The sequence below is a fragment of the Ochrobactrum chromiisoli genome, assembly GCF_026241335.1.
Classification (GTDB): Bacteria; Pseudomonadota; Alphaproteobacteria; order Rhizobiales; family Rhizobiaceae; genus Brucella; species Brucella chromiisoli.
Map to the genome: position 1 here is coordinate 100,465 of NZ_JAPHAV010000009.1, position 26,460 is coordinate 126,924.

Consider the following 26,460-nt stretch of genomic DNA (forward strand, 5'->3'; position numbering starts at 1 on the left):
TTGCGGCGAAGGTTATAATCCCTTGCTGCAACGCGTAGGTAGTAGCGAAAGGACGGACGGATTAAGCGAGTTTGACGGCGTGCCTACCGTAGCCCAAAAAGCAACAAGGAGTTCGGCGCATGAGCAATCATCTGTTCGACGCGATCCGCCTGGGTATCCGGCCTGACGCGCCTTTCCTTGAAACGGTGGGCGGCGCGACATGGACCTACGGCGACATGCTGAAGCACTCTGCCCGTTTGGCGGCGGCTCTGATCAAGCGGAACGTGCAGCCGGGCGACCGCGTTGCTGTGCAGGTCGAAAAGAGCCCGGAGGCGCTGATGCTCTATCTCGCCTGCATTCGGGCCGGAGCGGTCTACCTTCCGCTGAACACTGCCTATACACTTGCCGAACTCGACTATTTCATGGACGATGCGGAGCCGCGCCTCGTGGTCTGCACCCCGAAGGCGAGAAGCGGTCTTGAGCAGATTGCGGCTTTAAGGAGCGCTGCCGTCGAAACTCTTGACGAGGAAGGCGGCGGCAGCCTGATGGCGCTCGCCTCCGGCGAGACGGGCGAGTTCGAGGATGTCGCGCGCGGCCCGGACGACCTCGCCGCCATCCTCTACACATCGGGCACCACCGGACGTTCAAAAGGCGCAATGCTGTCGCACGACAACCTGCTTTCCAACGCCGCGACGCTGCGCGACTGCTGGCGCTTCACGAGCGCCGACCGGCTGATCCATGCCCTACCGATCTTCCACACGCACGGCCTTTTCGTCGCCTCCAACGTTACGATGCTCGCCGGCGCATCAATGTATTTCCTGCCGAAATTCGATTGCGATCAGGCGCTGGCGCTGATGCCGACGGCGACAGTGATGATGGGTGTGCCGACCTTCTATGTCCGGCTGATCCAGAGCGCGGACCTGACGCCCGAAAGAACCGCCAATATGCGGCTCTTCGTTTCTGGTTCCGCGCCGCTTTTGGCTGAAACGCACCGCCAGTTCGCGGCCATGACCGGCCATCATATCCTTGAGCGCTACGGCATGACCGAGACGAACATGAACACTTCCAATCCCTATGACGGTGAACGTGTGGCCGGAACCGTCGGCGTCCCGCTGCCGGGCGTTTCGCTGCGCATCACCGAGCCGGAAAGCGGCAAACCGGTTCCCGATGGCGAAACCGGTATGATCGAGATAAAGGGTCCAAATGTTTTCCAGGGCTACTGGCACATGCAGGAAAAGACCGCATCGGAATTCCGCGACGGTTTCTTCATCACCGGCGATCTCGGCGTGATCGACGCGCGCGGTTATGTCCACATCGTCGGCCGCAGTAAGGACCTTGTCATTTCCGGCGGCTACAACATCTATCCGAAAGAAGTCGAAACCGAGATCGACCAGCTGCCGGGCGTCTTCGAAAGCGCCGTCATCGGCGTTCCACATCCCGAATTCGGCGAAGGCGTCACCGCGGTGATCGTGCGCAAGGATGGCGTAACACTTGAAGAAGAAGACGTGCTTTTCGCGCTCAACGAGAGGCTGGCCCGCTACAAGCAGCCAAAGCGCATCCTGTTCGTCGCCGACCTGCCACGCAACACCATGGGCAAGGTGCAAAAGAACATCCTGCGTCAAACCTATGCGAACCTCTATCAAGTGTAGGGTTCTGCCGCGATTTTTTCACTTTTATTGCGGAATTTGATGCAATCTTTTTTCAATGCGCTGGGTGTCAGCAAGCTCAGGAGCAGCAATGACTGACACGAGCGTCCGAGGAAACCGAAGAAACAGCCCAACACAATTAGAGCGCATTTCGATCTGATTGGATCAAATCAGCAGACATGTATCGTGGATTTACCGGAACCGAACCGGATGAATATCAAACTGCAGGCCTTACAGAAGCGGTTATTTATAAGGATTATACCCGCGAGGCTGTTGAGGTGAAAGCGGCGGTTCGTGGCCCATCCAGTATAGCTAAACTTCGGCAATTGCTTTGCCTATGCTTGCGCCAAGGCAAATCACCTACCATTGTTGTTCAAAAACAATGATTTTACGCATACTGCCATCAAGCAGACTTGAAAAAGGTTATAAAGCATAAAATATTAGGCGAATTAAAATATCTCAGTGTTTCTTTACAACGACCCTTCCGATTCTTGTAAGATCATGCCATCTCTCCACTTTCTTGGTTCTCAATCTGGCTGTACCTTTTCCGGCTATTTGATAAGTCTCTTTAGACAAGTCGCTCATGCGAACGGGCTCTAGTCGCTTGCGCTCACCAAGCCTGCTTAAAGCGGTCTTGGACATGCGGTTACGATGGTTCTTTCGCAAAGTTTTTTGTGACAAACTCTTTGAAAGGCGACTGAATGTTGACGCTCCGCCAGATAGAAGTGATCCGCGCGATCATGGTGACAGGCACAATCGCTGGCGCTGCAAAACTGCTCAATGTATCAGCGCCCGGCCTTAGCAGGCTGATGAAATATTCCGAAGACTCGCTCGGCGTAAGGCTGTTTGATCGGCGCGGCGGGCGATATGTCCCTACGCCACAGGCGAGAAATATCTTTGATCTTCTCGATACGGTTCACCGGAAAATCGAAGATCTTCAATCAGCTGTTACGGATCTGAGCAAGGGAAAGGCGCAGGAACTCTGCGTGGCATCGGTGCCAAGCATTGCCAATGTCATGATACCACGCACTGTTGCGAAACTTCGCGAGCGTTATCCAGATATTCATCTTGACCTCGACATTCTTAAGATTGAGGAAGCTGTCGATTATCTTCTCCTGGGACGCGGCGAAATTGTTGCGATTTCATCGCGGTTTGATCACCCTCTTATCCATTTTGAGCCGCTTACAACGGGACGGCTTTTATGCATCGTGCCGGAACATAGCCCTCTTGCATCACGCAGCAAGATAACCCCTCTGGAAATGTCGCAATATCCACTCATCGGGATCAATCCAAAAGATCCTTATGGGGCGATCATGGCTGCAATGTTCACCAATGCGGGTCTTGATTATAAAATGAACATCAAAGCGCGATTTGGATCGACTGTGTGCAGCCTTGTTGCGGCCGGATTGGGCATCGCGATCATTGACGAGTTTACGGTGGCACATGCGGTCGTAAGGGGCCTCAAAAGCATTCCAATTGATGCTGAAAACAACTTTAATACCTATATCGCTTATCGCAACGATATCCCCCTCTCCGTTTATGCCGATCATTTTGTGCAGCTGCTTCGTACAGAAATGAATGCTGTCAGTTCATTCGCAGATATTGATTGAACAGCCTCAAAAATTAACATCATGTTATGCAAGGCGGCACATTTGGTATGCGATATTATCATCGACATGCATTACGCTGATAACCTGAACACAGAATAGCAATCCAGCAGCTATTTTTGCGATTTAAGACCCGGTTCCGCGTTAAGCCGATTCAATCTGCAAAACACGTATCAGCACAGCCTCAATCAGGAGCGCATGTCATGAAAACGTCGATAGCGACCGTTTCCATTAGTGGAGATCTGCAACAGAAACTTGAGGCCATTGCGAAGGCTGGCTTTGATGGTGTCGAGATATTCGAGAATGATTTTCTCACTTTTGATGAGAGCCCACAGCAAGTGGGCCGCATGGCGCGAGACCTTGGGCTGGACATTACGCTTTTTCAGCCTTTTCGTGATTTCGAGGGTATGCCGGAGCCCTTGCGCAGCCGAACTTTCGACCGGGCAGAACGCAAGTTCGATTTGATGCAGGAGCTGGGCACAGATCTTATTCTCGTGTGTTCAAATGTATCCCCTGCGGCTCTTGGTGGCATCGACAGGGCTGCTGACGATTTTCATGCGCTTGGCGAAAGAGCAGCAAAGCGGGGCCTGCGTGTGGGATACGAAGCGCTTGCATGGGGACGACATATTCATGACCACCGCGATGCATGGGAAATTGTGCGGCGTGCTGATCATCAAAATGTTGGACTTATTCTCGACAGTTTTCATACGCTGGCGCGCAAAATCGATGTAAATTCGATCCGCTCAATCCCCAAGGATAAGCTCTTCATTGTTCAAATGGCCGATGCGCCGCTGATTGACATGGATCTGCTTTATTGGAGCCGCCACTATCGCAACATGCCCGGAGAAGGCGACCTGCCGGTTCTGGACTTCATGCGTGCAGTCGCCGCGACAGGCTATGACGGCTATTTTTCCCTCGAAATTTTCAACGATCAGTTTCGAGGTGGCTTGCCTGCTTCGATTGCCGAAGATGGGCATAGATCACTTATCTATCTCGGTGATCAGGTGAAGCGCATTGAGGCCGCAAGCCATTTAACGGTCTCTGAAATGCCGGAGCGAGCAAAAGTGGATCGTGTTGGGTTCATCGAGTTTGCTGCCAACGCAGAGAATGGGAAGAGACTTGGCCAGGTCTTTTCCACTTTGGGCTTTGCCCTTGTCGGAAAGCACCGGACCAAAGATGTACGCGTCTATCGTCAGGGTGCGATATATCTCGTTATCAACACGGATATTCGCGGCTTTGCAAGCACGGCTTACGCGATGCATGGACCAACAGCCTACGCGATTGGACTGAGCGTGGATGATGCTGCCGCGGCGCTGGAACGAGCCGTTGCATTGGGCGCGGAACCCTTTGAGCAACCGCTTGATCCGGGAGAAATCGGCAAGCCTGCGATCCGTGGCGTTGGCGGCGGATTGATTTATTTTCTTGATGAGAAAACTGATCTCGGCCGTATTTTCGATATTGAATTCGAGCATGTTGCAAATTCAGGTGATACCGGCGGGATCGGTCTCACGCATATCGACCATATTGCGCAGACAATGAAGTTCGATGAACTTTTGACGTGGCTTTTATTTTATACGTCGATCACGGATGCACATAAATCACCGATGGTCGATATTGTCGATCCAGCAGGGGTTGTGCGCAGTCAGGTTATTGAAAACGCAAGCGGGACGCTGCGCATTACGCTCAATGGCGCTGAAAATCACCGCACGTTGGCAGGACGCTTTATTGCTGAAACGTTTGGTTCCGGCATACAGCATCTGGCATTCGCGACAGATGATATATTTGCGACAGCCGCCGCACTTCGCGAAAACGGCTTTCCAATGCTCGAAATCTCCCCCAACTATTATGACGATCTTGAAGCGCGTTTTGGCCTGGAGCCAGCATTTACCGATCGATTAAAGGCAGCCAATTTGCTGTATGATCGCGATGATGGGGGCGAATATTTTCAGCTCTACAGCCCAAATGACGAACAAGGCTTTTTCTTCGAGATCGTTCAACGCAGCGGTTATGCTGGATATGGCGCAGCGAACGCTATCTTCAGAATAGCTGCACTGCGCCGTTATCTTCGCCCCGCAGGCATGCCGAAATAAAAAAGATCATAGACGGTGCCGTGATGGGATCGGCAGTCAGCGCCGTGAAATCACATCTGAGATTTTTCCAAAAATTCTCGCTGCCACGGCTCGATGTAGAGCCTCAAGAGCGTGTCGCGCTGAATGATACCTAATACGCTCACTCTATCTTCTTGTTTTTACGCATATCGTTCTCGGATCGTAGCAGGAATAGAAATCAGTCTGGTGGGCTGATTTCTCCGCAAAGGCGGCCGTTGCTTTTCGGGGCGTGCTTTAACTGCGCACGAAGCAGTTTCTTATCAATGTCTTGTCCGGCAAAGAGGTTAAACGCGTCCACACCTTGATGAAAAAACAGCTCATAGCCGGAAATGCAGGTCGCTCCTGAAAGCGTGGCTTCCGTTAGAAACTGGGTGTCAACGGGAGTGTAGACCGCATCAAAGACCCAGCGTCTTTTAGCCAGAAGATGCGTCGGAAATGCTGAACCGGGGTAGCCAACCATGCCAAGAGGCGTGGAGTTCACCAAGCCATCAGCATTTGCGCAAGCGCTCTCGATAGTCTTGACCGCAAGCGCCTGTATGTCAGGGAAAGTTCTTTTGATTGCAGAGACAAGCTGTTCCGCACGTTCAAGGGCAGGGTCAAAAATGCGAATGCTTTTAGCGCCGAGAGTGGCAAGGCCGAAAGCGATCGCCTTCCCAACCCCGCCTGCACCAGCCATTGCAACATGTCCCGGCGCATCATTGGGAAACGCGTTGCGATATGCTGTCTGAAAGCCAGAGAAGTCAGTATTGTAGCCTGTTGCCAGCCCATCTTCGAAAATGGCGGTGTTGCAAGCGCCCAAGGCTTGTACGGTCGGACAATTCACCGTGAGACGTTCAAAAACCATCTCCTTATAGGGGAACGTTATATTCACCCCACGATAGCCCCCTTCTCCTGCACACCAATCGAAAAGCGCGTGGAAATCCTGGTTACGCTCTCTGGGGATGAGCGCGTCATATGTCACCTCAAGCCCGACAATCTCGCCCGCCAAGCGATGCAGTCGCGGCGAACTGGACGCAAGAATATTGTCTCCGATCAAACCAAGCTTAATCATGCTCACTCCTCCCCGTCAAAATCACTTTAACGATACAATGGAGAAAGCTAAAATCAAATGGTGTTTTAAGTTTTATCAGATATTTCTTCTATTATCTGTTATTTTATCGTTCCCGTTGCGAGTGCATGCTCCAGCCCCCCTTTAACATGGCACTCCAGAATTGTGATTGCCGCCTCAGCATTGCGGCTCAGGGCTGCGTCAAGCAGCCCCTGGTGCTCCTGCGCGGCAATCTCGCCTCTAAACGACAAGGCAATCATTTGATATCGAAGGTATTTATCAAAAATACTTGCATGTGTTTCCATCAACACCTGAGAACCACATGCGGAAATAAGAGATTGGTGAAACTCCCAGTCGTAGCGTTTCCAGGTTTCAGTTTGCGATTTGTCGCCATCGGCCATTTGACGTTCCAAGGTTGCCAATTTGTGATGACAGGCGACAACAGTGCCCTCCCAGTCTACGCCGCCGGCTGCAAATGACTGCTGAAGCGCGTGCGTTTCAAGAAGAAGCCGCAACTCTGAGATTTCCTTCAGATTTTCTATCGAAACGGGCGCAACATCAAAGCCGCGCTGGCCTTCCGCCAGCACAAGTCCTTCGGACGCGAGCCGATTAAGAATTTCTCTCAAAGTACTGATACTGGCGTCGTAGACGGCGCGCAAAGCATCGAGTTTGAGCTTCTGGCCCGGTTTCAATCGACCGAATATGATGTCGGAACGAATGCGCTGATAGGCCTGCTCGCCGATGGTTTGCGGGAGAACTGTATGATCGATGGTTGTGCTCTGTTTTGCCATAGGATTTTTATTCATCTCGTATCAGACGGGGAGAAGGCCGTTATCGATAGTATGATCGACGCAGGAATGAATATGTGTCGAAAGAATGCTGATAGCCTTCAAATGATCGCGGTCCAGCGCACATTGCAAGAGTTGCCGGTGTTCGTCTGCTGCAATGCGACCTCGAAAGATAACAGCCGCAATCTGATAGCGTAGATACTGATCGAAGATTCGCGCATGCGTTTGCAGCAGCGTTTGAGATCCGCAAGCGGACACCAGTGCGTGGTGAAATGCGCGATCGTAATTCTTCCAGGCCTGGGGGTTCGAACGATCACCCGTTATGATTTGCTCTTCAAGCCGGGAGAGACGATGGTGCGCGGCAACGACCTCGGCTTCCCACTCCACATCACCCCGCTCAAACGCCTTGGTGAGCGCATAGCCCTCAATAAAAATCCGCATTGACGCAATATCGCGAAAATTTTTCTGGGTGACCGGGGCAACGGTAAACCCGCGCTGTCCTTCTGCAATCACCAGACTTTCCGCGTTCAAACGATAGAGAATCTCGCGGATCGTGCTGACGCTCACGTCATAAGTTGATTTTATCTCGTCGAGCTTAAGCCTTTGTCCGGGCTTGAGCCGCCCGAATATAATATCGGACTTAATCAGTTCGTAGGCGCTATCGCCTGCTGTGATGCTTTTCGAAGGGGCGTGCAAGATTGGAGCTCCGGTTACCCTTGCATTTAATTCAAAGGTTTGGCCAACTGCAAGGTCGTCGAATAAATGACATAACAAATAATATCATACGATTTTCATTTTATCTATTGATCCGCATTATCCCATGTGTCAAAAATTATACGGGAACATGGTTGAGGAGCCATCGCACACTTCGGGAGGAGACTGAAATGTATTCTATATCCAGACGCGCGTTTCTTGCAGCGACCACCGCCGCACTGCTCATTGTAGGTCTATCCAATGCCGCACGCGCCGAGGAAACGACGCTGCGTTTTTCTGCTGTTTTCTCTCAACAAGATATTCGCGCAGAAATGATGAAGCGCTTTGCTGAAGAGTTGGGCAGTGATTTCAAATATGACGGTTACTATGGCGCGACGCTCTTCCGTCAGGGCACCGAACTGGTTGCATTGCAGCGCGGCAATCTTGAGATGGGCAACATCGCACCTCAGGATATTTCAGAGCAACTTCCAGAATGGTCCATTCTAACCTCTGCTTATCTGTTCCGGGACGCTCACCATCTTACGGCTTTCTTCCAGAGCGAGGAAGGCGAGAAGCTGAAGAAGCTCGCGGAAGATAAACTGAAAATCCGCGTTTTAGGACCGACCTATTTTGGTGCACGGCACGTCGGGATGCGGACGGATAAAAAGATCAATACGCCTGCTGATCTCGCAGGCGTTCGTCTTAGAATGCCGGGCGGTGATGCGTGGCAATTCCTCGGAAGCTCTCTTGGCGCCAACCCTACACCCGTCGCCTATGCCGAGACTTACACCGCACTTCAGACGGGCGCGATTGATGCGCAGGACAATCCTTTGCCAAACGTTGAAAACATGAAGTTCAATGAAGTCATGAAGCAGATTGTTCAGACGTCTCATCTGGTTGGCTTCGACGTTCTTACGATTTCGCTTTCAGCTTGGGAGAAATTGTCACCAGAACAGCAGGCGCGCGTCCAGAAGGCAGCCGATAACGCAATCGCCTGGAGCAATCAGCAACATCTGAACAATGAAGCAGCTTTGATCGAAAAATTTAAAGCACAAGGGCTGGAAATTTACGAGCCTGATCTGGCCGCTTTCCGTGAACATGCGCAGAAATACTATGTCGATCAGGGCAAGGCCGCGTCTTGGCCCCAAGGCTTGCTGGAGAAGATCAACGCCCTCTGATCCGCTCTTTTAAGGGTGCCACTCAAAAGAGTGGCACTGTGCGCCGCTTTTTTCAAACATGAGTAATCCGATGAGAATCTCCGCAATGGGAGAATGGCTCCGGAAACGGGCTGAAAACATTCAGGCACTTATGCTGGCCGTTATGTTCTTCTCCTTTATCCTTCAAATCGTTTTTCGGTACTTCTTAAACTGGCCTACGGGCTGGTCGTCCGAGCTTACCGTCATCATGTGGCTCTGGATTGTGCTTTGGGGGGCTGCATTTGTTGTGCGTGAAGACGAAGAGATCCGTTTTGACCTGATTTACGCGTCGGTTACGCGCGGCGTGCGGCGCATAATGGTGATTATCAGTTCACTGATATTGATCGGCCTTTACTTGTACTCCCTGCGCGCAAGCTGGGATTACGTCACATTTATGAAAATCCAGTCGACAGCTTATCTAAAAATCCGCTTCGATATCGTCTTTTCGATTTACATCATTTTTCTTCTTGCTGTTGTCTGCCGATACATGTGGATACTTTGGCACGCAATCTTTGATCGCGCGGCCCTCAAGCCGGAAGACGTGTCGGGGCCTGTATCATGAGTTTCATTGATCCGTTTACGGCGTGTATTGTGCTGCTGGTTACACTGGCACTGTTGGGTTTGCCTGTCGGGCATTCAATGATCCTTGCTTCGATCCTGTATCTGCTTCTCGCAGGCTTGGATATTGGCACGGCTGCGGAACAACTGCTCAACAGCATGTACACAAGCTATACGATGCTTGCCGTTCCATTGTTCATTCTGGCAGCAGAGCTCATGAATTCCGGTTCGATGACCATCCGGATTATGAATTTCGCAAATGCATTGGTTGGCCGGTTCCGGGGCGGGCTGGCTCAGGTTAATGTGCTTCAGAGCCTTCTGTTTGCAGGTATGTCGGGTTCGGCAATCGCTGATGCTGCCGGCATGGGCAAAATGATGCTCAAAATGATGACCCATAACGGCAAATACACGGCCAGTTATTCTGCGGCACTGACGGCTGTAACTGCTGTGGTGGCTCCTATCTTGCCTCCATCAATCCCGATGGTCATCTACGCCCTTGTTTCAAACGCTTCGATTGGCTTTCTCTTTCTGGCTGGCATTCTGCCCGGACTGTTGATCACTGTCAGTCAAATGATCATTGTGTCCTGGACGGCGCGCGTAAAAAACTTTCCTGTAGAGGAAGCGGTGCCTTTACGTGAACTTCCCAAAATTACCTTTCGAGCCCTCCCTGCACTGATGCTCCCTGTTGTTTTGATTGTTGGCTTGCGTGGTGGCGTAATGACTCCGACGGAAGCGGCTGCCGTTGCTGCGGGATATGCGCTTTTCGTCTCAATGTTCATTTATCGTGATGTTGGCTTACGCGAGTTTTATAGTTCGCTGGTGGCGGCTGCGCGCACGACAACATCCATCGGCATGCTGATCGCCGCGGCTTTGGTTTTCAATTACATTGTCACCATCGAAAACGTCCCAAATTCCATCAGTCAGTTTCTGCTCAGCTTCGACTTAACGCCTCTGACCTTCCTTCTGATCGTGAATGTGCTGCTTTTGCTGCTTGGTGCTGTTCTCGAAGGAGCCACGATCATTCTTATCGTCGTGCCGGTCCTTATCCCGACGGCCAGCACACTCGGTATCGACCTGATCCATTTTGGTGTCGTGGTGGTGTTCAATGTAATGATTGGTTTGGTAACCCCGCCTTATGGTCTGCTTCTCTTCGTTGTGAAACGCATTTCAGGCGCGTCGATGAGCGACCTTCTCCGAGATGGCACGCCGTTTATCCTCGGTTTGCTTGCAGCGCTTGCACTCATAACCATTTTTCCAAGTATCGTCCTCTGCGTGCCGCGCTATTTCGGCTACACAGGCTAACAGGTGAATGAAATGACTAAGAAAATCTATGTACTGAATGGCCCTAATCTTAATCGGCTTGGTACGCGTGAGCCGCATATTTACGGTCACACAACATTGGCGCAGGTTGAAACAATCTGCAAAGAAGCTGCTGGAAGTGATGAGATTATTTTCCACCAGTCCAACCGCGAATATGAACTGATTGACTGGATCCATGAAGCCATTGATGAAAAAGCCGATGGGATTATTATCAACCCCGCAGCCTTCACTTTCAGTTCGGTTGCCATCATGGATGCGTTAAAGATGTTCGACGGGCCAATCATCGAGCTGCACATTTCCAACGTACATCGTCGCGAAGCGGTTTATCATAATTCGCTGATGTCCAAAATAGCGACCGCCGTGATCGCGGGTTTAGGTGTGCAGGGCTATCGTGCCGCCGTCACATCTATCAGCCATCTGGGCTCTGCGCGGAACTAGCCCACTTAAGAAGCATCGATTAAGCAAGAATATCGAATGAATTCTCATTGCCCACAACCAAAAATCGATATTGCGGTGCGGTCAAGTGATCGGCTTGGTGAAACACCGTTATGGTGTGAGCGTCGGCAAAGTGTGCTTTGGATTGATATAGAAAACCCGAAGTTGCAATCGTTTGATCCAAGCTCCAACCAGCACCTGACTACGACAGTGGATTGCGAATGGCTGGGGTCGCAGGCATTATGTGATGACGGTCGCCGGATTATTGCCAAAGACCTTAAACTCTATCTTCATGACGACCTAAGCGGAAGTTGGTCTTCATTTGCAACGATAGAAGCCGGGCTTGACAATCGGCTCAACGACGGACGCGTTGATCCTCAGGGGCGGTTGTGGATCGGAACGATGGATAATAAGCTCCATCGCCCTAATGGTGCTCTATATCGCATAATGCATGATGGAAGTTTTGCGAAAATCGCTGAGGACGTAATCGTGAGCAACGGCATTGCTGTTTCTCCAGATTGTAGACGTCTTCATTTTACCGACACACGACGCCACATATCGTGGGTCTATGACCTTGATCCCATTGATGGAGAGGTTACGAACAAGCGTGTTTTCGCTGACTACTCGCATACCGGGGAGCGTCCAGACGGTGCGTGCTTCGACACCGATGGGTGCTTGTGGACAGCGTTCTTCGCGGGCGGCAAGATTGTTCGATACACGCCAAAGGGTGTTGTTGATAAAGTAATTGCGCTTCCTGTCACAAATCCCACATGTCTGTGCTTCGGCGGTAAAGATTACAAGACGCTGTACATAACAACGGCATCGAAATTTTTGAGTGAAGATCAGCTATCTCGCGAACCACTTGCCGGAGCTCTCCTAGCAATCGAAAATGCCGGTCAGGGGCTGCCTGAAAACCGTTTTGTTTTGAACGTTTAGAGGATTACACCATGACTCTTCTGACCCGTCGCGGCTTGCTGGCAGGGACTGCAATAACCGGAGCAGTCATCGCTCTACCAAAGTTTGCTCGCGCGAACGCTATTAAACTCAGATTTGCAGACTCCACGACAGCTGATGCACCTCGCTCGCGAGCGCTGCAAGAGATATTCGCCAAGGAAATCAGTGGTGATTTTACCTTTGAAGGATATTTTTCTGGGACTTTGTACAGACAGGGAACTGAGATTGTTGCCGTGCAAAGAGGCAATTTGGAAATGGCATTGATGCCGCCATCAGACTTTGCGGAGCAGGTTCCCGCCTTCAGCATTCTGACTGCTGCTTATCTCGTTCGGAATGCCGCACACATGACTAAGATTTTCAACAGCGATGTGGGGGCGGAATTCAAGCAGTTGGCCCGTGAGAAGATGGGAGTTCACATTCTGGCACCAGCCTATTATGGGACTCGAAATATCAATCTTAAAGGCAATCGGAAAATTACAGTCCCTGAGGACATGAAGGGTATCAAATTGCGGATGCCTGGCGGTGAGGCATGGCAGTTTCTTGGAGAAGCGCTCGGGGCAAATCCAACGCCTGTCGCCTATTCGGAGGTGTATACCGCTTTGCAGTCCGGCGCGATTGATGCAGAAGACAACCCGCTTTCGAACAATCGAATTATGAAATTCTATGAGGTCACAGATCAGATTGTACTGACGCAGCACAATGTCGGTTTTGGTCTTTTAATGATTAATGCGAAATTGTTCGATAGCCTGTCTGAACAGCAACAGATTGCGATACGGAATGCTGCTGATAAAGCCTTTGCCTGGAGCAATGCCGAATATCTGAAAGAAGAGGTTGAATTGCTGAATTTCTTTGAGAGCCAAGGCATTGAAATCACCAAGCCGGATGTTGAAGCATTTCGCACCTATGCAAATGAAAAATACCTTACATCATCATTCTCCGCATCTTGGCCTGAAGGACTGCTCGCAAGGATTAATGCCCTCTGAGTCCAGGCTTAGTGCCTAATTAATTTCTCGCCCTGGCTTCGCCTCTTTGATTCAACGGAACTGAAGGGCAATCCCCTCGGGAATTAATAGCGTTTAAAAGTAGAGTTTTCTGGCCATTGATAATTCCATCCCAGCAAAGCCACCTCTTCAGCTGTTGCTAAACCGGGCAATAAGCTCGGCAGTGTTTCTTACACCGGCTGATTTAATCAATCTTGCGCGATGCGACTCAATTGTTCTTGTGGATATGCCCAATTCGCTTGCGATTTCTAAGTTTGTCTTGCCCTGAGCCACGAGGGCGACAATCTCCCGTTGACGGTCTGTCAGATGTATCCGCTGGCTGGCAACGGGACGGCTTATGGGCTGGAAACAATAAAGTGCTTCCGCGAATGGATCGGTTGGACAACGCGTGCGTCCATGAACTTGACACCAGAACCGTTTGCCATCGCTGGCTGTCATAATTCGTTCGTCATAATATATATTGCCGCCGCTCATATGCACTTGCCACATTTTACCGGTGCGAACGAAGTCTGAATGCTTCGGATAGAGACGTGCGAAGCTTCTATCGACGAGCTCGGAACGAGCATAGCCAAAAAGCGTCAGGAACTCCGCGTTGCAATCCCGAATAATCCTGAACGTCGCGTAGACCATGGGAACGGGGATTTCGTGCAGGGAAAACATGATGCCGCTTAACCGTCCGGATCTCAATTTTGTAGATGAAGAACTGCAGTATAAATACGGCTAACTAAACACAAATAACAAGCCGTAATTTATCCTCATGATACCGCATTGAACCACAAGGCGGCATATGGGAGGAAGAATGAGAAAAGTTTATTCTACCGCAACGCAGGCGCTTGCGGATGTGCTCACCGATGGCATGATAATTATGTCTGGAGGCTTTGGATTGTGCGGCATTCCGATGAACCTGATAGAGGCTGTACGGTTATCGGGCGTCAAAGATCTGACCGTCATTTCCAATAATGCAGGCGTTGATGGTTTTGGTTTGGGCGTTTTGCTGGAAACCAGACAGATCCGTAAGATGATTTCATCTTACGTAGGTGAGAATAAGTTGTTTGCAGAACAGTTTTTGTCTGGCGTGCTGGAGCTTGAATTCAATCCACAGGGCACTCTGGCTGAGCGTATTCGCGCAGGTGGCGCTGGAATTCCTGCTTTCTACACGAAAACAGGTGTGGGAACACTGATTGCTGAAGGCAAAGAAGTGCGCCGTTTTGGCAAAGACGATTACGTGATGGAAACTGGTCTTATTGCGGATGTAGCACTGGTTCACGCCTGGAAGGGCGATGCTGAAGGCAATCTTCTTTATCGGAAGACGGCGCGAAATTTTAATCCGATGATGGCAACGGCCGCACATATTACAATAGCAGAGGTCGAGCATCTTGTGCCGGTTGGAGATATTGATGCGGATATGATCCACACTCCGGGAATTTTTGTGCACAGGATCGTTGCCACCCCCGATGCCGGGAAGCGGATAGAGCAGAGAACTGTAGTGGAAAGAAAGCTGGAGGAGGCTTGATATGGCTTGGACACGCAATGAAATGGCGGCCCGGGCTGCGCGCGAACTCAAGGATGGCTTTTACGTCAATCTAGGGATCGGCATTCCGACTCTTGTGGCAAACTATATTCCAGACGGTGTGGAAGTCACTTTGCAAAGTGAAAATGGCATGTTGGGAATGGGGCCATTTCCATTTGAAGGTGAAGAAGATGCAGACCTCATCAATGCCGGAAAGCAGACCATCACCCAATTGCCAAAAACGAGCTATTTTTCGTCTGCTGACAGTTTTGCTATGATCCGCGGCGGCCATATCGATCTCTCAATTCTGGGTGCCATGCAAGTATCTGAAAGTGGCGATCTTGCAAACTGGATGATCCCCGGCAAAATGGTGAAGGGTATGGGAGGCGCGATGGACCTCGTTGCCGGTGTGAAGCGTGTCGTTGTGGTCATGGAACATGAAGCAAAAGGCGAACCAAAGATATTGAAGGAATGTAATCTGCCGCTTACCGGCAAGAGGGTGGCTGATCTCATTATCACGGATCTTGGTGTTTTCACCGTAGCACGATCTGACGCACCAAAACTGATCCTCATTGAACTGGCAGATGGTGTTTCTCTAGACGAGATAAGATCGAAGACAGAGGCCGACTTCGACGTGCTGCTTTCGGCGCAGGAGGTGAGCCATGACTGATGTGGTGATTGTCGCGGCAGCACGCACCGCAGTCGGAAGGTTTATGGGCTCCTTCGCCAACACGCCGGCACACCAATTAGGTGCTGCTGTGATCAAAGCATTGCTGGAACGTACCAATGTGCCTGCCGAAAATGTGGACGAGGTCATTCTTGGCCAGGTACTCACAGCGGGACAGGGACAAAATCCGGCGAGGCATGCAACTATTCTTGCGGGATTACCAATCACCACAACAGCGTTTGGTATTAATCAAGTTTGTGGGTCCGGTTTACGGGCAGTCGCGCTTGCGGCGCAGCAGATTATGGCGGGTGATGCAAAGGTTGTCATTGCAGGTGGTCAGGAGTCTATGTCGCTCTCCGTCCATTGTCAGCACTTGCGTGTACCAGCGAAGATGGGGGCTGTTACACTCGTTGATACGATGTTGTCCGATGGTCTGATGGACGCCTTCAACTCTTATCACATGGGCATCACTGCCGAAAATATTGCAAAGGCGTATGGGATTTCGCGCCAGCAACAGGATGATCTCGCTTTGCGTTCTCAACAGAAGGCTGCGGCAGCTCAGGCTGAAGGGCGATTTGATACAGAGATTGTACCCTTCTCGATTGAAACGAGGAAAGGAACCATCATTATAAATAGCGACGAATATATCAAGTCAGATGCCAGCGCGGAAAAAATGGCGGTGCTCCGGCCAGCTTTTGAGAAAGACGGAACTGTCTCCGCCGGAAACTCGTCCGGTCTTAATGACGGCGCCGCAGCACTTATGGTCATGTCGCGCAATGAAGCGGAGCAGCGCGACCTTCCCGTTCTTGCGCGTATTGTTTCCTGGGCAACAGCTGGCGTCGATCCCGAATTGATGGGTATCGGACCAGTTCCGGCATCGCGAAAAGCACTGGCCAAAGCGGGATGGGATGCCGTTGAACTTGATCTGATAGAAGCAAATGAGGCTTTTGCGGCTCAGGCATGTGCCGTTAATGAGCAAATGGGTTGGGACATAGATCGAGTGAACGTGAATGGGGGCGCAATTGCCATCGGTCATCCCATTGGCGCATCCGGCGCTCGTATCCTTGTCAGCCTCGTTCATGAGATGAAGCGCAGAAAGGCCCGAAAAGGGCTTGCCACTCTTTGCATTGGTGGTGGCATGGGCGTGGCAATGTGCCTGGAAGCTTAAAGCATGTCGCGGAAAAGTGGGAAGCTCCTTCGCGGGGAAATCAGTCCACCGGACTGATTTCTATTCCCGCTACGATCCGAGACGGCTATGCGTAAAATAAGAAGATAGAGCAAGCGTATTGGGTATGATTAAGCGCGACACACTCTAAGCCGAGATACGCGACCATCCAATAAATGCCTGGTCAGCAGCATGAACCGGAACCAGCAGTCCATTTTTCCATCGATGAACAGGGTTCTGCGTCATTTTTTGTCTCCAGACATAAAGCAGATCATGCAGCCGTATAAGGCTGCATCTTCTGGGATGTGATTTCGTTTCAGATTTCAGGCAGAGGTGCGTATTCCGGTCGAGCCGGGGTGAAAACATCAATATTGATGACCTCTTCGTCACCGACGACAACGGCATGATGCATTATATCTGGTGGGATGACGACAATGCCGCCGGGCCCCATTCGGGTGACGGACTCACCGATGTGAAAATCAGCGGTGCCCGAAACGATGTATGCGATCTGTTCGTTCGGGTGTTTATGGGGCTTAGGCTCGTGGCCTGGCTGCAAGCGGTGCAGCGCCAAAGTTGCTCCATTGCCCGAAAAGGCTTTCTGTTCCACACCGGCGCGGATCGTTTTCCACTCGATTTTAGACCAGTCGATCTGATGGATATTCATATTTATTACTCCTTGATATTGTGGACTGCGCTCATCAGCTGGCTTGCTCCGTTGCGAAGCAGGCCCTGATCGGAGCCACAGACAAAAACGGTCATGCCGCGTTGATGCAGGAGACGAATAGGGTTGGCATCGGGAACGAAAAGGCCAGATGCTTTTCCATGACGTTTTGCGGCTGCGATAACCTGATCAATGGCTTTGTGCATTTCAGGTGCATCGGCTGCACAGCCAAGCGAGAGGGATAAATCCTGCGGCCCGATGAACAGCACGTCCACCTCGGGTAGCGCTGCGATTTCATCAAGCGCATCAAGCGCGCAGGCATCCTCAATCTGGGCCAGAAAAACAGTCTGAGAATCGGATGACGCACGGTAATCGGACGCATGCATGCGGCCATATTCGCCTGCGCGGCCAGACGGGGAAAACCCACGTCCGCGCGCATATTTCATCGCGTCAGCGACTGCATTTGCATCGGATGCGCTGCGAATATGTGGAACCATAACGCCGCTACAGCCCAGATCAAGCGCAGGCCATATGGCGGCGGGCGCGGCAAGAGATGCCCGGATCATGACAGGCAACCCGACCGCGCGCCCAGCCATTGCGATCAGGTCGAGCACTTCGATCCCAATTGGTGCATGTTCCTGATCTGCGACAATAAAATCCATGCCACCCAACCCAAGCAATTCGGTAATCTGAGGGCTTGGTGTTTTCTGGAACGGGCCAACCAGCAGCTCTCCGGCTTTAATGCGTTCGCGCAGGTTCATATATTTCCCCTTTGCTTATTCCTGTGATGCGGTTCATCATTGTGAGATGCGTGAAGTTATGCGTCTTGTGATACGCTACCTGTTTCATGCACAGGCGATGGAATGAAATGACGCCAATGCTCATCGCGTTTCGGCATGTCGGCAAATCGTTTGCGCGCATCAGCAGCGCGGCCAATGACCTGCGCAATGGTCACGTCTTTGGCTTTGCACCAGGCGTCTAAATCGCTGACCGCATCGGACAGAACCTGCCAGCCGCGTAGCATGACTTCAGAAGACAAACCAACTGCTGAAGCGCCCGCCAGCACCATGCGCGCGGCGTCATGACCACTTGTTGCGCCGTTAATGCCGATCAGTGATGATGATGGGCCCATCAGAGCGCGTGTATTAGCCAACCAGTGACAGGTGAGTGGCAGATTCCAAAAACCTCCAATGCCACCACTGGTGCTCAACATGGGTGCCATCGTGTCCAGATCGGGAACCATCCCAAGCGCGCGCCCAGCCATGACAACGCTTTCTGCGCCTGCTGCAAAGGCTGCCTGAGCAAGTTCTGGCACGCGCTCGCTTTGACCTGTGATCTTGATCCAAACAGGAATATCAAGTGCCTGCACCATCATCGCTGTCAGTACGCCCACGCGTTCAGGCGAAAACTCTGTAGAAACAGCATCTTTTGCAGCCTGACTGGCATAGGGCGTGCCTATATTAAATTCCAGAACCTTAAAACCCGCAGACTGAATGGCTTTTGCCATCGTCACTGCTGGCTCTGGCTGGGCCAGAATAAGCGACGCGACATAAAGACAATCATGCTGACGCGCCAGCTGATCCATTTCGATCGATTGTGCCAGCCAGTCGCTAAACCCCAGTGGATGAAGACCCGAGCGCGAAAGAATGGTTGCCGGTGGTGCATCGGCACGCCATGGTACGGGGTGCCAATCCGCCCCAAGTGCAACATACTCGGCGCGGGTCAGCTGTTCTTTTGCCGCTTGCGATTCATTTGTGGATTTGCCCACAACTGCGCCGGCACCACTCAGTATTGCCGAGCGTATACCATCGACATCGATCATGTGTTCACCCGCAGCCGCTATAATCGGGTTTTTAAGGGTTAACCGGCCAATGCGGGTCTTAAGGCGGTTCATGATGTTTCCTTCATCCCATCATACGAGGCAGAGACAGTACAATCTCAGGAACAAGTGCAATGAACGCGAGAACAAGAATAGCCAGACCAATCATCGGCAATGCGTGAAGTGCAATTTTTTCCATTGGCCTTCGGGTGACACCTGCAATAACGAACAAACACAGACCGACGGGTGGGGTAACAAAGCCAATGAGCACATTGAAAACAACCATGACGCCCAGATGAACCGGGTCCATCCCCAAAGTCGTTCCGATCGCTGTCAGAGCCGGGACGGTGAGAATGAGGACGCCGATCGTGTCCAGAAACATGCCCAGAACCAGCAGAATAATATTGACCATCAACAAAATGATGAGCGGGTTATCCGAGATTGTGGTCAGTCCTGCGACCGCCTTTTGAGGCAATTGCTCGATAGCGAAAATAAACGCAACCACATTGGCCATGGCTATGAGCACGTAGATCGCAGCACTCAGAATTGCTGTGTTGACGAAAGCGCGTTTTAGGAAAGTTAATGTCAGTGCCCGATAGATCAGCCCGGAAACGATCAGCGCATAAATCGCAGCGACAGCTGCTGCTTCAGTTGGCGTGAAGATGCCGCCACGGATCCCGACAACAATGATAACAGGCAACAACATCACCGGAATGGCATGGATAGCTGAGCGCATGATCTCCGAAAAAGGCATGGGAGCCGCGCGTGGATAATTCCGCTTTCTGGCGATGAAAATAGCGTAGACTGACAGCACAACTGCCAGAATAACACCGGGTACGACACCGGCGATCATCAAGGCTGAAATCGATGTGCCGGACAGAGCACCGTAGATGATCATTGCAATTGATGGCGGAACCAGGGGCGCCATGAGTGATGACACTGCAATCAACGCGCCGGAATAATCAACATCATAACCCTGACGCTTCATATCCGGAATGAGGACGGTGCCAAGCGCTGCAGCATCAGCTGCTGCGGAACCAGAGACGCCACCAAACAGAAATGCGCCCCATACTGCAGTCAGCGATAGGCCACCGCGAAAGCGTCCGACCACCGAATTTGCCAAACCAACCAGCTTTTTGGTCAGGCCACCGACATCCATGATATTCCCGGCAAGAATGAACAGTGGAATTGCGAGCAGAACGAACATATCCATGCCCGCGATCATGCGCTGCGGCAGGGTGATCAGAAATCGCGTCTGGTCGGTCATCACAAAATAACCAAGCGCACTGGCTCCAAGTACGAAGGCGATAGGCATGCCAATCAGCAAGAAGAAAAAGAAGAAAGCACCAAGCCAGATCATTCGTGTGCCTCCAGTATTTCAGCGTCTTTTATGCCGAAGATTTCGGCCATAATGATATGGACGGCTAAAAGTGCCGATCCTATAACGATTGAAATATTGACCCAGAACAAAGAGAAGCCGAGCGTTGGGGAGAGCTGTAGTTGTGTCTTCATCGCAAATTTCCAACCGTACCAAGCGATGAAGCCCAGAAAGGTCAGCATTCCCAGTAATGATATGAGATCGCAGATGCGGCGGATCGGCGAGGGAAAATGGTCCACCAGAAACCGCATGCCGAGGAACTGGCCTCGTGAATATGCCACGCCCGCACCCAGCATAACCATCCAGATCATGGTTACTCGCATCAGTTCCTCAGACCAGACAAGCGAATCTCCGGCCACATAACGGAACCAGACCTGTAGGCCGCCAAGGAGTGTGACCAGCGTGATGCCTGCGAGGCAAATGCTTTCAATCACAGTGACGTAGCATTGTTGCAGTCGCTTCATTTTTGCATATCCCGATAGATTGGATGCGCCGAGATCACTTCGCGCCATTGAGAGCGGCAGCCTCATCAGCAAAGGCTGCAATCAACGGATCGCCTGCCTTGTATTTCTCGACCAGCGGGACAAAAACTTCGCGCATCTGCTCTTTCATTTCTGCTGAAGGCTCAATTACCGGGATATTGCGCTCAGCCAGTGTTGCGAGCACGCGTTTATCCTGCTCGGCAACTGCCATAACCTGCGGATGAACGGTTTCCGCAACAGCGTCGAGCATCGCCTTTTGCTGAGCAGGGTCCAATGTTTCAAACGTGTCTTTGTTGATCAGAAGGAATGAAGGCCAGAAGTAATGGCCTGTCAGAGTGACACCCTTGGCGACTTCGTAATATTTTTCAGAGTCAATCGAAGACAGATTGATCTCAACCGCATCGAGTGCGCCGGTTTCCAGAGCCGAATAGACTTCACCATAAGCCATCGGTGTTGGATTGGTTTTGAGAGCCTTCCAAATGTCGATAAATAATGGCGCAGGTGGAACGCGTGTTTTCAGGCCTTTAAGGTCAGCCAGCGATTCAACCGGCTTACCAACACTCAGGAAGTGACGTTGACCACCTTCATAAAGCCCAAGCGCAATCATGCCATGGTCTTTGATTTTATCCATGATAGCCCGTGCGGAGCCAGATACTGCCAGCGCAGCAAAACTTTCATAATCGGGTATGATTCCCGGCAGTTGTAATGCATTGATAGATGGAATCATTGTCGCAAGAGCGGAAGAGGAATTAACGGTCATGTCAATCGTGCCCAGCTCAACCCCCTCCATCAGTTCCTTGACATCACCGAGCTGGCGGGAAGGGAAAATCTCGATTTTTACGTCGCCATTCGAGATTCGCTCTACCGCTTCTTTGAAGCGAACAGCCGTATCGTGAATGGGATGACTTTCGAAAACCGCGTGTCCCAAACGAAGAGTAACCGGTTCCGCATAAGCACCATGCCCAATCACGCCCATCATGGCTGCCAGGAAATAAGCCTTCATTCTAATCCCTCCCAAGATCGTTCTCAAATAGAGAACTCTGTTCTTAATAAAAACGACGTGCTAGCATCTGTCAACAGCAACATGTCAAACACGTGTAATGAACCTGTAGTTTGCAACAATAGAAAGCTATCGCGGGAAAGATTTTCTTAGTAAATTCAATTCTGTAGATGGTGCGCATCATTGAAATTAGGAGAGATCGTGACTGGAACAGACAATGTTAAGGCCGCTGAGCTATGTCTGCGGATATTGGAACATGTTGCTTTCTCACCTGAACGCGACAGCGTCACGCAGATTGCCGAAAGCTTTGGAATCGCCAAGAGTGCAGCATTCAAACATCTACATACGCTGATCAGTCGTGGTCTGGTTGTTCAGGACCCATCGACCAGTCGTTATCGGCTTGGCCCAAAAGCGTGGTTGATCGGGCAGCAGGCGCAAAGTCTGAATGATATTACGGCAATCGCTTTGCCGTTTATGATGGCGGCCCGCAATGAAACCGGATTGGCGGTAGTCTTATCTACTCCAATGCCGGCCTCCGCTTATGTCGTTTTGACCTGCCCGAGTACACATCAGATAGAGATCGGTGTGCGCACTGGCAGCCATCTGGCATTGCATGCCTCTGCGCAGGGGAAAGTCTTTCTGGCTATGGGAGGCAGCAACCTCTCGGAGCTGAAAAAGACTTCGTTGACGCCAGTTACACCGCATACAATTACCAGTTGGGAAGTGTTGGAAGACGAATTGAAAAAGGTGCGGGAATATGGGTTCGCTTCTGCTCCGCAGGAGGCCTTGCTGGGCATAAATGCCATGGCTGCGCCTGTGATCAATTATGACAACAAGCTGATAGCAAGCATTTGTTTTGTCGGTTCTGTGCAGCATATTCCGGACGTGCCAGACCCTGCACTGATTAATCGTTTGCTGCGGTTGGCCAAGGATATTTCAAGCGCTTTCGGTCATGTGAATTAAAAGCGTATTCCGAAAAGCGCGCCTACTTTTGGGGCAAGTGGGTATTCTCTGATACAACTGACGAGCCTGGGAACAATTCGCAGGATCCATTTTTGTCCGACCGCAATCGTGTAATCGGCGGCAAATTCGGGGTAAATCTACTTTGATCAGCTTTATCAAACGCCATTCTCACGCGTTGACACTGATGCGGAAAACACTCATAAGAGAACAAGGTTCTTAATATGAGAACGATTCAGTTGTCTGCATTGGGTCGTAAAAAGGCATTCCTTTCTCAGGAAGCCGCTGGGCGTTCGCCAGATGAGCGTTTTGTTTTCATGTCATGATCTCGGCATCCAGTGCTTCAATCATGTGGTGAACATCAGGCAGCCTTCTTACTGATGCTGACTATTACGGGAGGAATTGGTGTGGGAAACAGTCTCATGAGAACAGATGAACAGGAAGCTAGAATTGGCAAGATCCTGATTGGCGCAGTTGATCCGCATGTGCATAGCGGGCCTTCGATCGCACCGCGAATGGTTGATCATTTGGAATTGGCGAAAATATATTCGGACGCTGGCTTTATTGCAGCGGTAACGAAAGATCACGATTACGCGGGCGTTGCGACGGCTCAATTGATTGCGAACCATTATCCTGATCTCAAGACAAAGCTTTATTCAGGAATTGTTCTCAATAACGTCGTTGGCGGCCTTAATCCTTATGCCGTGGAACATACCGCTGCAATGGGCGGAAAAATCGTGTGGATGCCGACACTTGCAGCCAAAAATCATCTCAAATGGGAGAAGACCGGTAGCTGGGCGCACCCTGCATCGACCCAAAAGATACGTTCTGCAGCGGCTGTGCCTGTTCTCGATGGGCAGAAGCAGGTTGTTGATGCACTCAAGGAAATCCTCGACATTATTGCAAAGAACAATATGACGCTTGCGAGCGGCCATATTCACGTCAGCGAAACATGGATCGTGTTTGAGGAGGCAAAGCGACGCGGTGTTGAACGCCTTATCTTTACGCATCCCGAAGACGTGGTTGGCGCATCGCTTGATGACGTACGCGGCATTGCTGCGATGGGTGCTTATGTCGAACACTCGCTGGCTTTCTTTGTGGAAGGTTCAAAGTTCAAAACCTGCACATCCGACGACATGAAATCGCAAATTGAGGCAGCCGGCATTGATAAAACGATTATCTGCTCCGATCTTGGGCAGGTCGGCGTTGTTGAACCCCTGGAAGGTTTTAAACGCGGCATCAGCATTCTCATGGACCTTGGATATGCCGATGACGACATCCACAAGATGGTCGCAACCAATGCAGCGATGGTTCTTGGCTTAACGAACTAAGCGCTGGATTCAAGATTTGGATAAATCGGTTGCTCTGCCTTATCCTGAACGTCTCAGTTATACCTTTGACCCCGGCTCCGAGTTTGTGGGCTACAGGGCTTTGGACAATGGGGATGATGGAATGGCAGTCAGAAGCTGGTTTTGCATCCCAGACTCACCTTGGCAAAAGGCACGATTAAGAACATCAACAAGCGCATTCGATAGCATTTGCCAATCTTTTGCAGGACGCGGCATAATCAGATAACCACACCAATGGCAGGATACACTTGGGTTAGCTGATCCAAACATTTAACGGCTCTATAGCTACCCAAGCATCCTTCCACCCCACGGATAAAGTCTAAGCGTTGCTTGCCGCGCTCTGCGCAGCAACAGCACGAATGCTCTGCATCAACAAAGTCATGGGAAGAGACGGTACTGTATCTGCGCGCACCGTCAAACCAACCGGTCCACGTGTATCGGCAGTCTCCAGCGGGAGCGCTGCAAGAATGCCATCAGCAATATCACCCGTGACCACGCCTTCCGAAATGATCCAGACTGCATCACTCATACGCAGATAAGCACGGCCAAATGCATCCGATACCGTTTCAATCTGGGTTTGCAGTCCTGAAACGCCGTGTGTGATAAGAAATTGCTCAACGGTCGAACGAATGACCGAATTACGTGTCGGCATCAAAACCGGATAATCGCCAAGCCGATCAAAAATATTGCCAACATTATCAAGCAGCGAGTGACCAACGCGGACAACAAACAGCACCTGCTCCGAATAAAGGTGCTCGAAGGAAAATCCGGTCATCTTTTCCGGCGCGGCAAGGCGTCCAACCACAAGGTCCAATTCTCCGACCCGTAATTGCTCCAATAAAACCGCATTTTCTCCCGTGACGATTTTGACCGGACTTCCGGTTCGTTCGTCAATAAACAGCTTCATAGCCTGCGGCATGATACGGGCAGACACTGTTGGAAGAGCGCCAATCCTGACGGGAGCGCCAGAACGAGCATTCTCCTGGGAGACCGCATCGACGCCCTGACGCAACGCGGTCAATGTCGCGCCTGCATGACGTAGAAATATCTCGCCATATCCTGTTGTACGGATGCCGCGACCCTCACGCTCAAACAGGGAGACGCCGAGAATTTCTTCCAGTTCACGGATTGTCTTTGTCACAGCAGGCTGGCTGACATTCTGAATTTCTGCCGCCCGATTGACGCTTTTTTGCCGTGCAACCTCTACAAATGTTTGTAGATGTCGAAATTTGATACGAGGATCAACAGGCGAAACCATAACCTCACAGTTATCCTTTAGCTGAAAAAACTTATTTTACTTAACCTATTTGCTGTTGCAATATCTATGCCGGGAGAAGAGTGACAATGAATTTTCTGAATATTGGTGATACCGCCATCCATTATCGCACTGAAGGTCTTGGAACAGGTCGTCCGGTTATTGCCTTCGTCAATTCGCTCGGAACTGATTTCCGCATCTGGGATGCAGTGGTTGCCGCGCTCGGTGACAGCTACGCTTTTGTGCTGCATGACAAGCGAGGTCACGGGCTTTCCGCGCTTGGAAATCCACCTTATTCAATTGAAACGCATGCCGATGATCTGATCGCTCTGCTCGAACATCTGGGCATTGAACAAGCTGTCATCTGGGGGCTTTCGGTCGGGGGGCTGATCGCACAGGGGCTTTATGCCAAGCGGCCTGATCTCGTGCGGGCACTGGTTCTGTCCAACACCGCCCATAAAATCGGCACCGCTGATATGTGGAATGGACGTATTGAGCACATTCTAGAAAATGGGCTTTCCGGCATGGTCGACCCCATCATGGAACGCTGGTTTACGCCTGCGTTCCGCACACCCGACAATGCACTTTATACCGGATGCCGCGCCATGCTCACCCGCCAGTCGGTTGAAGGCTATTGTGGCACATGCGCAGCGCTTCGCGATGCCGACTATACGGAAGCCGCAACCCGGATAGCCGTACCGACGCTCTGCGTGGTTGGTGATCAGGATGGCGCAAGCTCGCCCGATCTTGTGCGCTCACTCTCAGCTCTTGTGACCAACAGCACATTCGTCGAGATCGCCGATTGCGGACATATCCCCTGCATTGAGCAGCCTGCCGCCTATTCGGCCAAAGTTTCTGCTTTCCTCAAATCTCTCTCTTAA

At 51.2% G+C, this 26,460-nt stretch carries 26 protein-coding genes and 2 pseudogenes; 17 read left to right on the forward strand and 11 right to left on the reverse strand.

Annotated elements, in window-relative coordinates; all coding sequences use genetic code 11:
• Positions 1 to 119: 119 nt before the first annotated feature.
• The 4 genes and pseudogenes from OPR82_RS16070 to OPR82_RS16085 all read left to right on the forward strand — a co-directional run bounded on the left by OPR82_RS16070 (position 120) and on the right by OPR82_RS16085 (position 5,322).
• Positions 120 to 1,628 carry a malonate--CoA ligase gene (locus tag OPR82_RS16070; protein WP_265985944.1) on the forward strand — a complete coding sequence of 503 codons (1,509 nt, stop codon included), beginning with the start codon at positions 120 to 122 and terminating at the stop codon, positions 1,626 to 1,628.
• Between the two features lie 309 nt (positions 1,629 to 1,937).
• Positions 1,938 to 2,042: pseudogene (locus tag OPR82_RS16075) on the forward strand (VapC toxin family PIN domain ribonuclease); the annotation flags it as partial.
• Positions 2,043 to 2,326: 284 nt separating this feature from the next.
• Entirely contained in the window at positions 2,327 to 3,235 is a 909-nt protein-coding gene (locus OPR82_RS16080; RefSeq protein ID WP_265985945.1) for a LysR family transcriptional regulator, read from the forward strand.
• Between the two features lie 200 nt (positions 3,236 to 3,435).
• Positions 3,436 to 5,322 (forward strand): bifunctional sugar phosphate isomerase/epimerase/4-hydroxyphenylpyruvate dioxygenase family protein, encoded by a 1,887-nt coding sequence (locus tag OPR82_RS16085; protein ID WP_265985946.1) that lies wholly within the window; start codon positions 3,436 to 3,438, stop codon positions 5,320 to 5,322.
• Between the two features lie 196 nt (positions 5,323 to 5,518).
• Here the strand turns inward: OPR82_RS16085 and OPR82_RS16090 are convergent, their stop codons facing one another.
• From OPR82_RS16090 to OPR82_RS16100, 3 genes are all read right to left on the reverse strand, one after another.
• Positions 5,519 to 6,391, reverse strand: coding sequence for a shikimate dehydrogenase family protein (locus OPR82_RS16090; protein ID WP_265985947.1), 873 nt, complete (start codon positions 6,389 to 6,391; stop codon positions 5,519 to 5,521).
• A gap of 98 nt (positions 6,392 to 6,489) precedes the next feature.
• Positions 6,490 to 7,179: a GntR family transcriptional regulator gene (locus tag OPR82_RS16095; RefSeq protein WP_407673268.1), complete on the reverse strand. Its 690-nt coding sequence runs from the start codon at positions 7,177 to 7,179 to the stop codon at positions 6,490 to 6,492.
• Positions 7,180 to 7,200: 21 nt separating this feature from the next.
• The gene (locus OPR82_RS16100; RefSeq protein ID WP_265985948.1) at positions 7,201 to 7,872 is read right to left on the reverse strand and encodes a GntR family transcriptional regulator; all 672 of its coding nucleotides are present in this window, start codon (positions 7,870 to 7,872) and stop codon (positions 7,201 to 7,203) included.
• A gap of 188 nt (positions 7,873 to 8,060) precedes the next feature.
• On the opposite strand from OPR82_RS16100, the gene dctP (OPR82_RS16105) reads away from it, so the two are divergent.
• The 6 genes from dctP (OPR82_RS16105) (at position 8,061) to dctP (OPR82_RS16130) (ending at position 13,315) form a co-directional block, all read left to right on the forward strand.
• Positions 8,061 to 9,047: a TRAP transporter substrate-binding protein DctP gene (dctP, locus tag OPR82_RS16105; RefSeq protein ID WP_265985949.1), complete on the forward strand. Its 987-nt coding sequence runs from the start codon at positions 8,061 to 8,063 to the stop codon at positions 9,045 to 9,047.
• Between the two features lie 70 nt (positions 9,048 to 9,117).
• On the forward strand, positions 9,118 to 9,627 hold the full coding sequence (locus OPR82_RS16110) for a TRAP transporter small permease (protein WP_265985951.1): 510 nt from the start codon (positions 9,118 to 9,120) through the stop codon (positions 9,625 to 9,627).
• Positions 9,624 to 10,925 (forward strand): TRAP transporter large permease, encoded by a 1,302-nt coding sequence (locus OPR82_RS16115; protein WP_265985952.1) that lies wholly within the window; start codon positions 9,624 to 9,626, stop codon positions 10,923 to 10,925. The genes OPR82_RS16110 and OPR82_RS16115 overlap by 4 nt, the downstream gene beginning before the upstream one ends.
• A 12-nt stretch (positions 10,926 to 10,937) precedes the next feature.
• Complete coding sequence (locus OPR82_RS16120) at positions 10,938 to 11,381, forward strand: type II 3-dehydroquinate dehydratase (protein WP_265985954.1); 444 nt, start codon at positions 10,938 to 10,940, stop codon at positions 11,379 to 11,381.
• A 36-nt stretch (positions 11,382 to 11,417) separates the two neighbouring features.
• The gene (locus OPR82_RS16125; protein WP_265985955.1) at positions 11,418 to 12,314 is read left to right on the forward strand and encodes an SMP-30/gluconolactonase/LRE family protein; all 897 of its coding nucleotides are present in this window, start codon (positions 11,418 to 11,420) and stop codon (positions 12,312 to 12,314) included.
• 11 nt (positions 12,315 to 12,325) lie between these two features.
• On the forward strand, positions 12,326 to 13,315 hold the full coding sequence (dctP, locus tag OPR82_RS16130) for a TRAP transporter substrate-binding protein DctP (protein ID WP_265985956.1): 990 nt from the start codon (positions 12,326 to 12,328) through the stop codon (positions 13,313 to 13,315).
• Positions 13,316 to 13,462: 147 nt separating this feature from the next.
• On the opposite strand, the gene OPR82_RS16135 is transcribed toward dctP (OPR82_RS16130), so the two are convergent.
• Positions 13,463 to 13,993 (reverse strand): LuxR C-terminal-related transcriptional regulator, encoded by a 531-nt coding sequence (locus tag OPR82_RS16135; protein ID WP_265985957.1) that lies wholly within the window; start codon positions 13,991 to 13,993, stop codon positions 13,463 to 13,465.
• A 139-nt stretch (positions 13,994 to 14,132) separates the two neighbouring features.
• On the opposite strand from OPR82_RS16135, the gene OPR82_RS16140 reads away from it, so the two are divergent.
• Genes OPR82_RS16140 through OPR82_RS16150 form a run of 3 tightly spaced genes read left to right on the forward strand, consistent with a single transcriptional unit; the run spans position 14,133 to position 16,678 of the window.
• Positions 14,133 to 14,846, forward strand: coding sequence for a CoA transferase subunit A (locus OPR82_RS16140; RefSeq protein ID WP_265985959.1), 714 nt, complete (start codon positions 14,133 to 14,135; stop codon positions 14,844 to 14,846).
• A gap of 1 nt (position 14,847) precedes the next feature.
• Complete coding sequence (locus OPR82_RS16145; RefSeq protein ID WP_265985960.1) at positions 14,848 to 15,513, forward strand: CoA transferase subunit B; 666 nt, start codon at positions 14,848 to 14,850, stop codon at positions 15,511 to 15,513.
• Positions 15,506 to 16,678 carry an acetyl-CoA C-acetyltransferase gene (locus tag OPR82_RS16150; protein ID WP_265985961.1) on the forward strand — a complete coding sequence of 391 codons (1,173 nt, stop codon included), beginning with the start codon at positions 15,506 to 15,508 and terminating at the stop codon, positions 16,676 to 16,678. Before OPR82_RS16145 ends, OPR82_RS16150 begins: the two co-directional genes overlap by 8 nt.
• Before the next feature lie 313 nt (positions 16,679 to 16,991).
• Here the strand turns inward: OPR82_RS16150 and OPR82_RS16155 are convergent, their stop codons facing one another.
• From OPR82_RS16155 to OPR82_RS16180, 6 genes are read right to left on the reverse strand one after another with little or no spacing between them, the layout of a single operon-like run.
• Positions 16,992 to 17,339 carry a cupin domain-containing protein gene (locus OPR82_RS16155; RefSeq protein WP_265985962.1) on the reverse strand — a complete coding sequence of 116 codons (348 nt, stop codon included), beginning with the start codon at positions 17,337 to 17,339 and terminating at the stop codon, positions 16,992 to 16,994.
• A 5-nt stretch (positions 17,340 to 17,344) separates the two neighbouring features.
• Positions 17,345 to 18,097, reverse strand: coding sequence for an HpcH/HpaI aldolase family protein (locus tag OPR82_RS16160; RefSeq protein WP_265985963.1), 753 nt, complete (start codon positions 18,095 to 18,097; stop codon positions 17,345 to 17,347).
• Between the two features lie 56 nt (positions 18,098 to 18,153).
• Complete coding sequence (locus tag OPR82_RS16165) at positions 18,154 to 19,230, reverse strand: beta/alpha barrel domain-containing protein (protein WP_265985965.1); 1,077 nt, start codon at positions 19,228 to 19,230, stop codon at positions 18,154 to 18,156.
• 10 nt (positions 19,231 to 19,240) lie between these two features.
• Positions 19,241 to 20,515, reverse strand: a complete 1,275-nt coding sequence (locus OPR82_RS16170; protein WP_265985966.1) for a TRAP transporter large permease — start codon at positions 20,513 to 20,515, stop codon at positions 19,241 to 19,243.
• Positions 20,512 to 20,997, reverse strand: a complete 486-nt coding sequence (locus OPR82_RS16175; protein WP_265985967.1) for a TRAP transporter small permease — start codon at positions 20,995 to 20,997, stop codon at positions 20,512 to 20,514. Before OPR82_RS16175 ends, OPR82_RS16170 begins: the two co-directional genes overlap by 4 nt.
• Positions 20,998 to 21,031: 34 nt before the next feature.
• Complete coding sequence (locus OPR82_RS16180; protein ID WP_265985968.1) at positions 21,032 to 22,018, reverse strand: TRAP transporter substrate-binding protein; 987 nt, start codon at positions 22,016 to 22,018, stop codon at positions 21,032 to 21,034.
• A 198-nt stretch (positions 22,019 to 22,216) separates the two neighbouring features.
• Between OPR82_RS16180 and OPR82_RS16185 the strand changes: the two genes are divergently transcribed.
• The 3 genes and pseudogenes from OPR82_RS16185 to OPR82_RS22880 form a co-directional block, all read left to right on the forward strand.
• A complete protein-coding gene (locus OPR82_RS16185; RefSeq protein WP_265985969.1) occupies positions 22,217 to 22,978 on the forward strand; it encodes an IclR family transcriptional regulator in 762 nt (253 codons plus the stop codon).
• Positions 22,979 to 23,397: 419 nt separating this feature from the next.
• Entirely contained in the window at positions 23,398 to 24,306 is a 909-nt protein-coding gene (locus OPR82_RS16190) for a DUF6282 family protein (protein WP_265985971.1), read from the forward strand.
• A gap of 34 nt (positions 24,307 to 24,340) precedes the next feature.
• Positions 24,341 to 24,507 (forward strand): annotated as a pseudogene (locus OPR82_RS22880) (IS30 family transposase); the annotation flags it as partial.
• A gap of 136 nt (positions 24,508 to 24,643) precedes the next feature.
• On the opposite strand, the gene pcaQ reads toward OPR82_RS22880, so the two are convergent.
• Positions 24,644 to 25,582, reverse strand: a complete 939-nt coding sequence (pcaQ, locus tag OPR82_RS16195; protein ID WP_265985973.1) for a pca operon transcription factor PcaQ — start codon at positions 25,580 to 25,582, stop codon at positions 24,644 to 24,646.
• Positions 25,583 to 25,668: 86 nt separating this feature from the next.
• Here pcaQ and pcaD point away from each other — a divergent pair, with 86 nt between their 5' ends.
• Entirely contained in the window at positions 25,669 to 26,460 is a 792-nt protein-coding gene (pcaD, locus tag OPR82_RS16200; RefSeq protein ID WP_265985975.1) for a 3-oxoadipate enol-lactonase, read from the forward strand.

Bases quoted from the DNA above. Each gene is read 5' to 3' on its own strand.
- OPR82_RS16070 (WP_265985944.1), top strand. From the start codon at position 120: ATGAGCAATCATCTGTTCGACGCGATCCGCCTGGGTATCCGGCCTGAC.
- OPR82_RS16080 (WP_265985945.1), top strand. From the start codon at position 2,327: ATGTTGACGCTCCGCCAGATAGAAGTGATCCGCGCGATCATGGTGACA.
- OPR82_RS16085 (WP_265985946.1), top strand. From the start codon at position 3,436: ATGAAAACGTCGATAGCGACCGTTTCCATTAGTGGAGATCTGCAACAG.
- OPR82_RS16090 (WP_265985947.1), bottom strand. From the start codon at position 6,391: ATGATTAAGCTTGGTTTGATCGGAGACAATATTCTTGCGTCCAGTTCG.
- OPR82_RS16095 (WP_407673268.1), bottom strand. From the start codon at position 7,179: ATGGCAAAACAGAGCACAACCATCGATCATACAGTTCTCCCGCAAACC.
- dctP (WP_265985949.1), top strand. From the start codon at position 8,061: ATGTATTCTATATCCAGACGCGCGTTTCTTGCAGCGACCACCGCCGCA.
- OPR82_RS16110 (WP_265985951.1), top strand. From the start codon at position 9,118: ATGAGAATCTCCGCAATGGGAGAATGGCTCCGGAAACGGGCTGAAAAC.
- OPR82_RS16115 (WP_265985952.1), top strand. From the start codon at position 9,624: ATGAGTTTCATTGATCCGTTTACGGCGTGTATTGTGCTGCTGGTTACA.
- OPR82_RS16120 (WP_265985954.1), top strand. From the start codon at position 10,938: ATGACTAAGAAAATCTATGTACTGAATGGCCCTAATCTTAATCGGCTT.
- OPR82_RS16125 (WP_265985955.1), top strand. From the start codon at position 11,418: ATGAATTCTCATTGCCCACAACCAAAAATCGATATTGCGGTGCGGTCA.
- dctP (WP_265985956.1), top strand. From the start codon at position 12,326: ATGACTCTTCTGACCCGTCGCGGCTTGCTGGCAGGGACTGCAATAACC.
- OPR82_RS16135 (WP_265985957.1), bottom strand. From the start codon at position 13,993: ATGTTTTCCCTGCACGAAATCCCCGTTCCCATGGTCTACGCGACGTTC.
- OPR82_RS16140 (WP_265985959.1), top strand. From the start codon at position 14,133: ATGAGAAAAGTTTATTCTACCGCAACGCAGGCGCTTGCGGATGTGCTC.
- OPR82_RS16145 (WP_265985960.1), top strand. From the start codon at position 14,848: ATGGCTTGGACACGCAATGAAATGGCGGCCCGGGCTGCGCGCGAACTC.
- OPR82_RS16150 (WP_265985961.1), top strand. From the start codon at position 15,506: ATGACTGATGTGGTGATTGTCGCGGCAGCACGCACCGCAGTCGGAAGG.
- OPR82_RS16155 (WP_265985962.1), bottom strand. From the start codon at position 17,339: ATGAATATCCATCAGATCGACTGGTCTAAAATCGAGTGGAAAACGATC.
- OPR82_RS16160 (WP_265985963.1), bottom strand. From the start codon at position 18,097: ATGAACCTGCGCGAACGCATTAAAGCCGGAGAGCTGCTGGTTGGCCCG.
- OPR82_RS16165 (WP_265985965.1), bottom strand. From the start codon at position 19,230: ATGAACCGCCTTAAGACCCGCATTGGCCGGTTAACCCTTAAAAACCCG.
- OPR82_RS16170 (WP_265985966.1), bottom strand. From the start codon at position 20,515: ATGATCTGGCTTGGTGCTTTCTTCTTTTTCTTCTTGCTGATTGGCATG.
- OPR82_RS16175 (WP_265985967.1), bottom strand. From the start codon at position 20,997: ATGAAGCGACTGCAACAATGCTACGTCACTGTGATTGAAAGCATTTGC.
- OPR82_RS16180 (WP_265985968.1), bottom strand. From the start codon at position 22,018: ATGAAGGCTTATTTCCTGGCAGCCATGATGGGCGTGATTGGGCATGGT.
- OPR82_RS16190 (WP_265985971.1), top strand. From the start codon at position 23,398: ATGAGAACAGATGAACAGGAAGCTAGAATTGGCAAGATCCTGATTGGC.
- pcaQ (WP_265985973.1), bottom strand. From the start codon at position 25,582: ATGGTTTCGCCTGTTGATCCTCGTATCAAATTTCGACATCTACAAACA.
- pcaD (WP_265985975.1), top strand. From the start codon at position 25,669: ATGAATTTTCTGAATATTGGTGATACCGCCATCCATTATCGCACTGAA.